The sequence below is a fragment of the Pararhizobium sp. A13 genome, from assembly GCF_040126305.1.
Taxonomy (GTDB): Bacteria; Pseudomonadota; Alphaproteobacteria; order Rhizobiales; family Rhizobiaceae; genus Pararhizobium.
Genome location: NZ_CP149510.1, coordinates 3,582,802 through 3,595,839, shown reverse-complemented (window position 1 = coordinate 3,595,839; position 13,038 = coordinate 3,582,802). Strand labels below are relative to the sequence as shown.

Genomic DNA, 13,038 nt, shown 5'->3' with positions numbered 1-13,038 from the left:
GATGCTGTCATTGCGCAACGTCACGAAGGTCTATCCAAATGGGGTCCATGCCCTCGACCGGGTGTCAATCGACATCCAGCCGGGACAAATAACCGCGGTCATTGGTGGGTCGGGTTGCGGCAAGAGCACGCTCCTGCGGCTGATCAGCGGACTTGACACGCCGAGCGCCGGGTCGGTTTCGCTCGACCGGGAGACGATTTCCAGCCCGCACCCTTTGATAAATCTGATCTTCCAGGAGCCTCGACTTCTGCCGTGGCTCACGGTGTCGGACAATGTCGGTTTCGGCCTTGCCGATATCGACGCGGATGAGCGCCGCCGGCGGGTTGCAAAGAGCCTGAAGACAGTCGGTTTGGCTGACCTTGCCGACCGGTGGCCAAAGGAACTGTCAGGCGGGCAGGCACAACGCGTTGCCATAGCGCGTGCGCTTGTTACGCAGCCGGGGGTTCTTCTCCTCGATGAGCCCTTCTCCGCTCTGGATGCCTTCACCCGCGCCGACCTGCAGAAGCATCTTCTTGACATCTGGGCGGAGGCCAAACCCACGCTCGTTCTGGTAACCCACGACATCGACGAGGCACTGATACTGGCTGACCGCCTGATTGTCATGCAACCTTGGCCAGGTCGCATCTACAAGGAATTGGCAGTTGATATGCCGAAATCGCGCGATCTGGCCTCACCGGGTTTCGAGGCAGCCAAACGTAGTTTGTTGAAATTGCTTGATACCACTTTAACGGCGGCTTGATCGCCTCAATGAGCTCGGCCGCTATTGCTGAAACGCGTTTCGAGGCCGGCAAGGCTACGAAGTTCGGGGTGCCGAAGTGGTATTCACGATGCGGCTCCTGCATCCAGAAAATCATTTCGCAGAAGGATCGTCGATCAATAATAATATACTTTGTACGTCGATTTTATAGCTAATAAGCTTCAGTTTCGATGAGCGACTTCGATGCAAGAAAGGTGTGGTTTTGGTCAATTCTGTCCTTGGTGCGCCGGGCACGTCTGTTTTTGAGTCCATGTCGCGTCTCGCCGCCGAGACGGGTTCGATCAATCTCGGTCAGGGTTTTCCGGAAGGGCTTGAACCACCGGAGCTGATCGAGGCGGCCATTCAGGCGCTTCGCGATGGACCGCACCAGTATCCGCCGATGATGGGGCTGCCGTCGCTGCGTCGTGCCGTTGCCGACAATGCGCGGCGCTTTCTCGGCCTCGAGGTCGACTGGGAGCGCGAAGTTCTGGTGACCTCAGGCGCGACCGAGGCGCTCACCGACACTTTCCTCGCGCTCTTGAACGCAGGCGATGAGGTCATCGTGCTAGAACCTGTCTACGATGCCTACGGCGCCCTCATTCGCCGGGCCGGCGGGGTTCCCGTTCCGGTGCGGCTTGCGCCGCCGGAATGGCAGCTGCCGCGCGACGAACTGCAGATGGCGATCACGCCGCGGACGAGAATGATCGTGGTCAACAATCCGATGAACCCGATTGGCAAGATTTTCGACGCTGCAGAACTGGCGTTTCTCGCGGCGCTGGTGCGTCGCCATGACCTCGTGATCGTTGCAGACGAGGTTTACGAGCATCTCGTCTTCGACGGCAATTCCTTCACATCCTTCCTGTCGCTGCCAGAAATCCATGATCGTGTCGTGCGGATCGGTTCCGCCGGAAAGACCTTTTCGGTAACCGGCTGGAAAGTGGGCTACGTAACCGCCGCGCCGGATCTCCTCGGGCCTATTTCGCGCGCCCATCAATATGTTACCTTCACCACGCCGCCGGCCTTGCAGGCCGCCGTCGCCGTCGGCCTCAATTTGCCAGACAGCTACTTCGAAGGTCTGCGCCGCGACCTCGCAGCCCGGCGCGATGTGCTCGTTGGCGGTTTGCGCCGCGCGGGCTTCCATGTCTCCGATGTCTGGTCCACCTATTTCGCAGTCGCGGATATCGGCGCTTTCGACCCCGAGAAGGATGACCTCGCCTTCAGCAGCCGTCTCACGCTGGAGGCTGGCGTGACGCCGGTTCCGGTGTCCTCGTTCTACGGCGCGCGCGACGTAACCAGTCATGTCCGCTTCTGCTTTGCCAAGACCTTCGAAACCCTGGAGGAGGCGGTCGCCCGGCTCGCCCGCTGGCGCGAAGGCCAGAGCTGGAAGGCTGCTTCGTGAGCACGCATGTCACCTCGTCCGGCCTTGCCGCTGCCCTTGTGGCGCTGAAGGAGCGCTTTGGCGAGAACGTCGTCACCGGGGCTTCTGTGCGCGACCTCCATGCCCGCGACGAGAGCCATCATGCGGCCGTATCGCCGGATGTCGTCGTCTTTGCGGAAACCACGCAGGACGTTGCCGACCTAGTCCTCATCGCCGCCCGCTACACCGTCCCCGTTGTGCCGTTCGGCGCGGGTTCCGGCCTTGAAGGCGGCGCGATCCCCGTTCATGGCGGCATATCGCTGGACACGTCGCGCCTTGACGGCGTGCTGGAAATTCGCCCCGACGACATGATCGTGCGCGTCGGCGCCGGTGTGCGCAGGCTCGCGCTCAATCATGCATTGCGGGAAACCGGTCTGTTCTTCCCCGTCGATCCCGGTGCCGATGCTTCGATCGGCGGCATGGTGGCGACCGGTGCCAGCGGCACGAATGCCGTTCGATTCGGCACCATGCGCGAGAACGTGCTCGGCCTCACGGTTGTCACCGCAGATGGAAAGATCGTCCGGACCGGATCGCTGGCCCGAAAGTCCTCTTCCGGCTATGACCTCACCCGGTTGCTCGTCGGATCCGAGGGGACACTCGGGATTGTCACAGAGGCGATACTGCGGCTGCATCCGGTACCCGAGGCGCTCTCAGCCCATGCCGGATTTGCGACCCTGGCCGGCGCCGTCGCCGCCGTGACGGATATCAAGCGTCTCGGGCTTGTGATCGGCCGCGTCGAGCTATTGGACGAACCGCTGGTCGCGGTCATCAACCGTCGCGGTGCGCTGTCGCTGGCGCCACTGCCGACACTGTTTTTCGAGTTTCACGGCCAGGCCGAAGAGATCGGCTCTCTGTCTGCGACGATTGCTGCCATCGTTGCCGAGCACGGTGGGACGGCACTTGTCTGGGCTCGTGATCGCGCCGCGGCGCAACAGCTCTGGGAGATCCGCCGTGTGGCACTGTCCTGGGCGAAGGCGGAGCGTCCTGGCGCGCACTCCTGGCCGAGCGATGTCTGTGTGCCGATCTCGCGGCTTGCCGAGGTTATCCTCGAAACCCGCGCAGACGTGGATCGCAGCGGGCTTACGGCATATATCGTCGGCCATGTCGGCGACGGCAATTTCCATTGTGTCTTCATGCATTTGCCGGGCGAGGTGGACGAGGTTCACCGTCTCGCGGACCGCATCGTGCTGTGTGCGCTTGAAGCCGGCGGCACCGCCAGCGGCGAACACGGGGTCGGCCTCGGCAAGCGCGCCTATCAGGAGCTTGAACACGGCCGGGAAGCCGTTGCCCTGATGCGCCGGCTAAAGGCGGCTTTCGATCCGCACGGCATTCTCAATCCGGGGAAGGTTCTGCCCGACCCCGCCGATCATCCAACCGCACACTCCTGAAGGATATTTCATGCGCCGTTCATCCACCGTTCTCACTGCCCTGACTGCCCTGGGCCTTCTTTTCGCAGGCTCTGCCTCGGCCGAAACGATCCGCTTTGGGGTCACTGCTGGGCCGCACGCCCAGATCGCCGAAGCACTCGTGCCCGTCGCCAAGGCAAAGGGCCTCGATGTCGAGGTCGTCGAATTTTCGGATGGCGCGCTGATCGATCCGGCAACCGACGACGGCGACCTCGATGCCAACGGCTTCCAGCACACGCCCTACCTCAACCAGCAGAACAAGGATCGCGGCCTCGCAGTTGCTGCCGTCGGCAGCAAGACGGTGCTCCTGCCCATGGCCGGCTATTCGCGGAAGGTGAAATCCCTTGCCGAGCTTCCCGACGGCGCGCAGGTCACCATCCCCAACGATCCAAGCAACCTCGGCCGTGCACTCAAGCTGCTCGAAGCCGGCGGCCTGATCAAGCTCACGCCCGGCCTCACCTTCAACGCCACCGAGCTGGACATCATCGACAATCCGAAGAACATCAAGATCATCCCGCTGGAAACCGCTCAACTGCCGCGATCTCTGGAGGATGTCGATTTTTCGGTCATTACCTCGCATTTCGCGCTGTCTGCCGGCCTGAAGCCGAACCGTGACGCCATCCTGGTCGAGGATCAGCTGTCGGATTATTTCTGCCTGATCGGAGTTGCCGAAAAGAACAAGGATGCGCCTTGGGTCAAGACCCTTGTCGAGGCCTACAAATCGCCGGAAGTGAAGGCCTTCGTCGAAAAGACGTTCGAGGGCAACGTCATCGCGGGTTGGTAAGGCCGTGACAGCAACCGTTCGCCACTTGCCCCTTCCAGCCGAAACGGATGCCGTCCTTGCCGATGGCGTGGCCAACGCGCCCGCGTCGGCGGAACCGTTGATCCGGATCGATGACCTGACCAAGGTCTACGACGTGAAAACCGGCCCGGTTCTCGATCGGGTCAACCTCACGATCGGAGAGGGCGACATACACGGCATTATCGGGCGCTCCGGGGCCGGCAAGAGCACGCTGGTGCGCTGCCTCAACGGCCTCGTTCAGCCGACATCGGGCAAGGTCGTGGTCTCCGGACTGGAGATCAGCCGGCTGTCTGGCGCAAGCCTGCGGACCGCGCGACGCGACATTGCCATGATCTTCCAGCATTTCAGCCTTTTGTCCTCGCGCACGGCTGCCGGCAACATCGCGCTGCCGCTCGAGATCGCCGGGGTGCCGAAGGACGAAATTCGTCGCCGTATTCCAGCTCTTCTCGACCTGGTCGGGCTTTCGCAAAAGGCTGACGCCTATCCTTCGGAGCTTTCCGGTGGTCAAAAGCAGCGCGTCGGCATTGCCCGTGCGCTGGCGCTTGATCCCAAGGTGCTGCTCTCAGACGAAGCGACGTCGGCGCTCGATCCGGAGACGACCGAACAGATTCTGGCACTCCTCAAGGACATCAACCGGCGGCTTGGCCTGACGATCGTGCTGATCACCCACGAAATGGACGTCGTGCGCCAGATCGCAAGCCACGTGACCGTGCTTGAAGGTGGAAAGCGCATTGAGACCGGTCCGACTTTCGACGTCTTCGCCTTTCCCAAATCCGCCGTCGCCCGTTCCTTTCTGTCGAGCATCGTCGCCCAGGATCTGCCGCCGCAGGTACAGCAGCGCCTGCTGCCGTCGCCGGTCGCGGAGTCCGACCCGGTCTTGCGCATCGTCTTCACCGGTGAAGCTGCCCATGATCCGGTCGTGGCAGCGCTCGTCGAAAAGTTCCACATCCGGCCGAACATCCTGCATGGTCGCATCGACTATATCGATGACCGTCCGCTCGGCATCCTGACCCTGATCGCTGAAGGCGGCGCCCCCGTCATCGATCGGGTGCTTGCCTATCTTTCATCCCTCGGACTCTACGGAGAGGTCATCGGACATGCTGTTCGACCTGCTGCCGCCGGCGCTCGCCGGTCTCCTTCTTGATTCGCTGCGGCAGACCGTCACCATGGTGGCGGTTGCTGCGTTGTTGTCGACGCTCGTCGGTCTGCCGCTCGGCATTCTGCTGGTGGTGACGGCGCCGGGCCAGTTTCTGGAGCGCCCCGTTTTTAACCGCATCGCCGGCACGGTGGTCAATCTGGTGCGCTCGACGCCCTTCATCATCCTGATGGTGGCGATCATTCCTTTTACACGCCTTGTCGCTGGAACGACGGTCGGCACGTTCGCAGCCATCGTGCCCCTCACCGTCGCGATTATCCCTCTTTATGCCCGTCTTGCCGAAACGGCGATGCGGGAGGTCGATCAGACACTGATAGAGGCGGCGGAAAGCATGGGGGCGACGCCGTTGCAGATCATTTGCAAGGTTCTCCTGCCGGAAGCTTTGCCAGGCATCGTCGCCGGCCAGACGGTCACGCTTGTCAGCCTGATCGGCTATTCTGCCATGGCCGGCACGGTCGGCGGGGGTGGCCTTGGCGATCTCGGCATCCGCTTTGGCTATCAGCGTTTCATGCCGGAGGTCATGGTGGCGGTGGTCGTCACTCTGGTCGCCATCGTTCAATCGATCCAGATGGCTGGTGATTGGGCAGCCCGCAGTGTCAACCACCGGGTCGCCCGCGGCCGCGGCAGCACGTGACCGATGTACAAACGGGCTGCGCCATAGTGGCCCAAATTCCGTTCATTCAACCGATGAGACAGCCAGATGACCCTCCATTCCCATCCAGTCCAGACACACCTGCCTACGCTCGACTTTTCGCGCTTCCATGGAACGGCCTCAGAGCGGGACGCATTCATCGCCGAACTGCGCAAGACGCTGCATGACCATGGTTTTTTCTACCTGACGGGACATGGCGTCGATACCAAGTTGATCGCCGATGTCGTCGCGACCGCCAAGCGCTTCTTCGCGCTGCCGCTCGAGCAGAAGATCGAGATCGAAATGGTGAAGTCGCCGCATTTCCGCGGCTATAATCGGGCGGGCCTGGAGCGGACGCGTGGCGAACAGGACTGGCGCGAGCAGCTCGACGTCAACACCGAGGGCGAGGCAGTTGCAATCGGCCCGGATACGCCGGCCTGGCACCGTCTTCTCGGCCCGAACCAGTGGCCGTCGGCGCTGCCGGAGCTGAAGCCGCTGCTGCTTGCCTATCAGGCGGAGGTCACCCGCATCGGTATCGATGTGCTGAAGGCGATTGCCGTGGCGCTCGGCCAGCCGGAGGACGTTTTTGCGCCGATCTATGAGCCGCAGCCGTCGCAATTGCTGAAGATCATCCGCTATCCGGGCCGCGACGTGGCAGAGACCGATCAGGGCGTCGGGGCACACAAGGATGGTGGCTTCGTGACCGTGCTGCTTCAGGATGTGACGCCAGGCCTCAGGGTGCGTACGGAGGAGGGGGTGTGGATCGAGGCGCCGCCGGTTCCAGGCACGTTCATCATCAATACCGGCGAACTGCTTGAACTCGCCACAAACGGCTTTGTGCGGGCAGACGTACACGGCGTGGTTGCGCCGCCGGCGGGTGCCGAGCGCTTCTCGGTCGCCTTCTTCCTCGGTGCCCGATATGACGCCTCGATTCCGGTCATCGATCTGCCCGAAGAGTTGCGCGGGTCGCAGCGCGGCATCACGGTCGATCCGCTGAACCCGATCTTCCGTGAAGTCGGCCAGAACCACCTGAAAAGCCGGCTCCGTTCGCATCCAGACGTCGCGCGCGCGCATCACGCCGATCTCCTCGCGCCGGAACAGCGCGAAGGTTAGGGGTATGCACCGAGCACGATCGAAACGGGGAACCCTCCGCATCATCTTCCATATTCGATGATGGACAGGCCTGCAAAGACGGGCGTCGGCAAGCGGATGCTACGACGGACGATGTTCGCTCACTGAGGGCGTTGCGCGCTACGCATCAGCCTCCGCCGTCACGCCGCCGACCGCAGCTTTCCCGCGTTCGTAAACGGCATGATTCGAGGCACTGCTTGCGCATAGGAGTCGTAATCGGGGAAAGTTGCCCGCAACACCCGTTCCTCGTTAACCATGCGTCGCAGTTGGATCAGCCAGTGGATGACGCCAAGTGACACCGACCAGATCGACAGGTTCATGGTGATGAGCCCGATCACCGCGATTTCCTCGGTGAGATAGAGCGGGTGACGCACGATGGAGTAGGGGCCGCTGGCGACCAGTGTTCGCGCTTCAGGCATGATGCTGAAGGCGCGGCCCAGAAAAAACAGCACATAGACCGAGGCAAGAAGTCCGATGATGGTCAAAGCCAAGCCTAACGAGCGAGTAGCAATGGACATTTCAACGGGCGGCAAATACCCGGCGACGACGACCAAAAGGAAGGTGCCCGCCATTGCTGTGATGTAGCCCTCCGTGCTTTCAGCCGAGCGGAGCGGAGGGAGGCGGGTAATTGTAACGACACAGATCATTCCAAGGAACAGCACGGACGCAAAACTGGCTGCTGCAGTCACTACGTCGATAGACGTCAGATCGGCGCGCGCGAAAGTCTGCTGAATGAAAATCACCCGGGTTATCAGCGCCGGAATGAAGTAGAGACAGATGCAGACCCTGCCGGCGATGTCAGCAACAGCCAAATATCGACTGTTCATTGGTGCCTCCCCAGGATTGTTCGGAGGCCATCTTGGCACGGTTGCAGTGAATATCAACGGCAACTGTATAAATTAGTAAACTCGCCTGGAGCGGACGCGGCGTATGATCTCGGCATGAGAGGACAAGCAGGCGAGAGCGGCCAAGATTATCAGAGCGGTCCCGAGCAGTGTTGTCGGGATCGGAAGCGACCAGTAGCTACTCCCCGGCAGAGACGGTCCAAGGCCACTTGCCTCAGGGCGGTTTGCGCCGGTGTTGGCAAGGATCAGCACAAGCAGCGCAACATGGGCATGAACGAAGCGCGTCCTAGGAAGCCGTTTCGGGAGCAATGCGAGATACACACCACAGGCTGCGAGGGACCCCAGCGCGGCGATAAGGTGCCACACTTCGACCCCTGAGATGCCAAGCAACACAAACGCCGGTAGGCGCAACACCGGTAGTGTCGTCAGGTACAGTGCCCAAGCAAGCGCGCTCGATGGATACACCGCAAGCAGGACTATACTGACGGCAAATATTGCACCCACGGCATAGACCAAAGCGGGTCCGAGACGAACAAATGTCAGAACCAGGGCACGCATATGCTTTCCTCCTTCGGCCGGTGGCATGGTTCTAGGCAGAATATGAGCCAATGCTTGAGCAAGGATTACCACTCGATTGGCGCCGTGTGGTACCGGAAGTTGTTACTCTGTGGCGGCCATGTCAAGTGTTCGTCCTCTCGGCGCAAAGAAACCCACACAAAACATCTCGCCAATTGACGGCAGGTGCTGAAACACGCCTGGTTGTCGATGTCGACGCACCGGTTGAGGCGGTATCGCCGTTGCCGTGATAGCGCTGGGCCGGACAGCCTCGATAGGCGCTCTCGGCATCAATTCTGCGCGGCAGCAAGCCCGTTGATCTGTAGACTCGGATATTCTCAGCAACGATCCGAGCGGCAGATTCCCGGTTCGTCGGAGCGGAGATGTGAGGCAGGGCGGTGATGCTTGGATGATCCCATACGGGAGAGCGGTCAGAAAGTGGTTCGTGGCCGAACCTGTGACAACTTGTGCCCTATTTCGGTGCGGCCATCCGGATAGATGATCTCGTTATATCCTATGTCCGACCAGCCCTGCGCCCTATGAATGGTAGCAATACCGGTTGTACCTTTGTCCCAGCCAGGAGGCGTAGCAGTGAGGTGCGCCACGCCGAGAGTCGTTTGCCTGCGAACAGTCATGATGATGATTTGCTTGGGTATTGTCGATATATTTAATGTGTCTAAAATTCATCCAGTCGATCGGAAAGGCCCCCGCTTCGATCGGCGGGAGGTTTTGTCTTTCCCCGAGGCCGAGCCTCCACAAGTCGCCGCCACCCTATGTGGAAGAAGACGACTAGAGGCCCGTGCGGCAATCCTCGTTTGCCGTGCGGGCCTTGCGGCCGTTGATGCCCTGAAGAGAGTGCGCTCGGATGCGGAAAACTGCATCCACGGAACCTTGCGCGGGGTCAGGCGTTTGGGATTCACCATTCACAGGAGAAAAAACATGCGGTGGATTTCAAAGCCCTTGCTCGTCGGTGCCATGCTGCTCTCAGGCGCAGGGCTCGCGCAAGCTGCCATGATGGCGACGACGGCGACGGACCTGACGGTCTATTCCGGGCCCGGCACGGGATATCCTTCCGTTGGTGTCGCGACGCGCGGCAGTTCGGCAGTGCTTGACGGCTGCCTCGACGGCGAGAATTGGTGCCGCATCGATGTCAACGGCATGCGTGGCTGGGTTTTCGCCCAGGAACTGACCGTGGACTACAATGGCGCGCCGGTTATCCTTCAGGAACGCCGCGTCGATCTTGGTGTCCCGGTCGTCAGCTACGATGGGACGGGCAGCATCGGCGGACCTGCCGATCCCGCACCGGGAGATGAATTGATCGGGAAGGTCGGCGAAACCATCGTACCGCCGCCCGAAGTGATCACCTATATCGAGCGCACGCCCATGGAGACGGCTCCCTATGACGGCGAAGTGGTGGTCGGGGCAACTCTGCCGGGCGATGTGGTGATCTCGCAGGTGCCGAACTATCAGTACAGCTATGTGCGCATTAACGATCGGCCGATACTGGTCGATCCGCAAAGCCGCCGGATCGTCTATGTTTATGAATAGACGCTGATTTTGAAAGTCTGGCCCGGTCCGCGGAACGCGCGGCCGGGCAGGGGCATACCGCCGGGTTCCACGAGAGTTCGGCTGGAGGAAAGGACATGACCTCGCGCGCAGGCATGATCGCCGTGATCGGCTTCGTGATCGGTTCGATTCTCAGTGTCCTTGTCGTGCAATATTACGCGCCGGATGCAAGCACCAAAAACACCATGCCTCCGGACCCGCTTGTCGTTGCGCCGGAAAATGCTGCCGAGGAGACCAGGTAGCGGATTTGCTCTCCTCTTTTTACCAATCACGCCCCGATGGCGATGTCCCGCCGCAAGGCGATTTCGCAGGCTGTCGTCAAAACGGCAAGGTCCCGTTCACCGTTCTGGTAGAGCCGGACCATGATATTGGCGCAGATCTCCATGTCACTGTCTGATCGTGCCCTTTGATGTGCTTCGCAAAACTGATCGAAAACGAGCCGTAGTGTGTCGATATCCTCGGCACAGAGAACGTCCATATGCATGGTGGCGTTCGCCATGGGGATTCCTCCTTTGGGTGGGGCGGTTGCAACCCGTTTAGGCCCCCACTACCTGATGATGACCGCAGTTTAGCGCAATTTTAAGATAGCGCCATTCACTAAGACATGTTCGTGGCCTTAGCGAAGGTTTACGTCAGCAAGCGTGCGGTTTCGTGCCTTTCTAAGGCAAGGAGTTGTGGCCTATTTCTTGACCAGCGTAGGTCCCACGTCACGCTCCCTGATCGTTCGCACAGCGTCCAACAGCGCTGGAACGACCAGCGCGGCGCCCGCATCTGACAGGTGATCGTCGTCGAAGTAGAAAACCCTGTCGGCGTCGACGCTGTTGATGCATCGCTGCTTGATGAAGGTGCTGCAGAAGAAATCGCTAGGCTTCACGCGGAAGAGATTGGGGTGGGAGATGGCGTCGAAGGCGGCGATGACTGCCTGGTTTCGCTGCAGATAGCGTTCAAAGCTGGTGCTGAACTCCAGTTTTTTGCGCCCGGTCATCGCGCTCTTCGCCACAAGTTCCGGCACGTTCCACCCGGCTTCCGGTATCGGATAGACGAGCACCACATTGCGGCCCGCATCGAGATAGTTTTGGATATCAGCCACATATTGTTTCAACACGCGGGCCTTGCGCGCCGGATCGTCCTGCCTCGCCTGCTCACCCACACGGTCGAAGAGATCGACGTAGGTGGGTTTCAGAAGCTCGATGCCGCCCTCGCCATTGTCGAAGGGCGTGCCGTCGAGATAAAGGCTCCAGCGGTTTGCCATGACAATGGTCGTCGTATCGCTCTTGCGAATATAGTCCTCTATGCCGGTGAAAAAGGAATTGCAGCGCAACCGGTATTTTGGACTGGAAACGTAGAACCCGGAAAAGCCGACGCACGCGGAATGGGTCATCACATAGAGATCGGCGTCATTTGCGTCGAAGACGCGGAGTGCTTCTCCGGCGAGTGCGGCGGCATGAGAATCGCCTATCAGGATCGTCTTGCTGCCGGCTGAATGTTTGGTCAGGCAATCTCGAACCGGATGGGGCAGGGATGCCTCGCCCTTGTCGAACAGACATGTGTCCATGACGGGGTCGTGACGCTCCTGGGCAAGCGCAGCCTGCGCCTCCCGCGGCAAGCGGAATTGCAGGCCGCCGTTGGAAAGACCGTAAAAGCCTGTCCCGATGAACAGCAAGGCTGTGACTGCAGCGGCACTCAGAATCTGGACCGGCCTTGGCAGAAGTGTTGTTTTGGCGCCCTTGCGGAACGGTGTCTCGACGAAACGCCAGGAAAGGTAGGCAAGGGGAAAACAGCCAAGTGCAAGCAGGCCCATCGCCAGCGCGGAAGGTTCGGTCAAGCTGCGGATGCGCGCGAAGGCGAACACCGGTTGATGCCAGAGATAAAGGCTGTAGCTGATCAGGCCGATGCCGACCATTGGGCGCGTCGAGAGCAAGCGTGCCGCTATCGTTTCCTCCGATCCGAACAGGATGACCAAGGCGGCGCCGAGAACTGGGACGAGTGCATAAAGGGACGGAAAGGGGGTCGCCTGATCGTAGGCGAAAACCGAGAAGACGATGATCGCCAACCCCGTCAGGGATAGAATGTTGCTTTTGTATTGCCGCCCGCCCGCCAGCGCGAAGGCGCAGAGCGATCCGGCCAGCAGTTCCCAGGCGCGCGCGTGCGGCAGGTAGAAATTTGCCGTCGCAAAATTCTGTGAACCGTACTGGGCGAGCAGCAGACTGGCGACGGCGATCGCCGCGATAGCACCGATCAGCGCCCGGCGGCCGAATTGCCAGACCAGTATCACGAACAATGGAAACAGCATGTAGTACTGCTCTTCCACCGCCAGGCTCCAGGTGTGCAGCAGCGGCTGCTCTTCCGAAGCCGCGGCGAAGTAGCCGCCGCTCTCACCCCAGAAAAAGAAGTTGGAAGCGAACAGGCAGACCGAGATGATGCTTGTGGCGAAGCTCGTCATCTGGTCAGGCAGCATCCAGGCCCAGGCAAACGGCATGCAGCACAAGAGTACGAAGAAGAGCACGGGAAGGATGCGGCGCGCCCGACGCTCGTAGAATTTCAGCAGTGAAAAAGTGTCTTTTTCCCGTTCCGCGATGATGATCGAGGTAATCAGATAACCACTGATGACGAAGAAGATATCGACACCGATAAACCCGCCGCTGAACTGCTGGAAGCCGGCATGGAATAGCACCACCGGAATGACCGCTACCGATCTCAGCCCATCTATTTCGCGTCTGTAGTTCATTCCGGCCCTGCAGCGATTAAAACAGGCGTGATAGCCCGGCAGGATGCGACGGCTCGGTACCGCGG

At 60.6% G+C, this 13,038-nt stretch carries 12 protein-coding genes and 1 pseudogene; 9 read left to right on the top strand and 4 right to left on the bottom strand.

All coding sequences use genetic code 11. The features are described 5' to 3' along the window. The first annotated feature begins 1 nt into the window (after position 1). The 7 genes from WI754_RS17680 (at position 2) to WI754_RS17650 (ending at position 7,261) form a co-directional block, all read left to right on the top strand. A complete protein-coding gene (locus WI754_RS17680; RefSeq protein WP_349434766.1) occupies positions 2 to 739 on the top strand; it encodes an ABC transporter ATP-binding protein in 738 nt (245 codons plus the stop codon). A gap of 220 nt (positions 740 to 959) precedes the next feature. Continuing rightward, positions 960 to 2,135 carry an aminotransferase gene (locus WI754_RS17675; protein ID WP_349434765.1) on the top strand — a complete coding sequence of 392 codons (1,176 nt, stop codon included), beginning with the start codon at positions 960 to 962 and terminating at the stop codon, positions 2,133 to 2,135. After that, positions 2,132 to 3,541 (top strand): FAD-linked oxidase C-terminal domain-containing protein, encoded by a 1,410-nt coding sequence (locus WI754_RS17670; protein ID WP_349434764.1) that lies wholly within the window; start codon positions 2,132 to 2,134, stop codon positions 3,539 to 3,541. The genes WI754_RS17675 and WI754_RS17670 overlap by 4 nt, the downstream gene beginning before the upstream one ends. A gap of 10 nt (positions 3,542 to 3,551) precedes the next feature. Beyond that, positions 3,552 to 4,343, top strand: a complete 792-nt coding sequence (locus WI754_RS17665; protein WP_349434763.1) for a MetQ/NlpA family ABC transporter substrate-binding protein — start codon at positions 3,552 to 3,554, stop codon at positions 4,341 to 4,343. 97 nt (positions 4,344 to 4,440) lie between these two features. Next, positions 4,441 to 5,505, top strand: a complete 1,065-nt coding sequence (locus tag WI754_RS17660) for a methionine ABC transporter ATP-binding protein (protein WP_349437854.1) — start codon at positions 4,441 to 4,443, stop codon at positions 5,503 to 5,505. After that, positions 5,459 to 6,151 (top strand): methionine ABC transporter permease, encoded by a 693-nt coding sequence (locus WI754_RS17655; protein ID WP_349434762.1) that lies wholly within the window; start codon positions 5,459 to 5,461, stop codon positions 6,149 to 6,151. The genes WI754_RS17660 and WI754_RS17655 overlap by 47 nt, the downstream gene beginning before the upstream one ends. A 66-nt stretch (positions 6,152 to 6,217) precedes the next feature. Further along, positions 6,218 to 7,261 (top strand): 2-oxoglutarate and iron-dependent oxygenase domain-containing protein, encoded by a 1,044-nt coding sequence (locus tag WI754_RS17650; RefSeq protein WP_349434761.1) that lies wholly within the window; start codon positions 6,218 to 6,220, stop codon positions 7,259 to 7,261. A gap of 158 nt (positions 7,262 to 7,419) precedes the next feature. Here WI754_RS17650 and WI754_RS17645 read toward each other — a convergent pair whose 3' ends face one another. Beyond that, a complete protein-coding gene (locus WI754_RS17645) occupies positions 7,420 to 8,106 on the bottom strand; it encodes an isoprenylcysteine carboxylmethyltransferase family protein (RefSeq protein WP_349434760.1) in 687 nt (228 codons plus the stop codon). 862 nt (positions 8,107 to 8,968) lie between these two features. Beyond that, positions 8,969 to 9,097 (bottom strand): annotated as a pseudogene (locus tag WI754_RS17640) (glyoxylate/hydroxypyruvate reductase A); the annotation flags it as partial. A 521-nt stretch (positions 9,098 to 9,618) separates the two neighbouring features. Here WI754_RS17640 and WI754_RS17635 point away from each other — a divergent pair. Together WI754_RS17635 and WI754_RS17630 are read left to right on the top strand one after the other, a co-directional pair. Next, on the top strand, positions 9,619 to 10,227 hold the full coding sequence (locus WI754_RS17635) for a DUF1236 domain-containing protein (protein ID WP_349434759.1): 609 nt from the start codon (positions 9,619 to 9,621) through the stop codon (positions 10,225 to 10,227). 95 nt (positions 10,228 to 10,322) lie between these two features. Further along, positions 10,323 to 10,487 (top strand): hypothetical protein, encoded by a 165-nt coding sequence (locus WI754_RS17630; protein WP_349434758.1) that lies wholly within the window; start codon positions 10,323 to 10,325, stop codon positions 10,485 to 10,487. A 26-nt stretch (positions 10,488 to 10,513) separates the two neighbouring features. Here WI754_RS17630 and WI754_RS17625 read toward each other — a convergent pair whose 3' ends face one another. Continuing rightward, on the bottom strand, positions 10,514 to 10,744 hold the full coding sequence (locus WI754_RS17625) for a hypothetical protein (protein ID WP_349434757.1): 231 nt from the start codon (positions 10,742 to 10,744) through the stop codon (positions 10,514 to 10,516). Positions 10,745 to 10,924: 180 nt separating this feature from the next. After that, positions 10,925 to 12,973 carry an acyltransferase family protein gene (locus WI754_RS17620; RefSeq protein ID WP_349434756.1) on the bottom strand — a complete coding sequence of 683 codons (2,049 nt, stop codon included), beginning with the start codon at positions 12,971 to 12,973 and terminating at the stop codon, positions 10,925 to 10,927. Positions 12,974 to 13,038 lie beyond the last annotated feature (65 nt).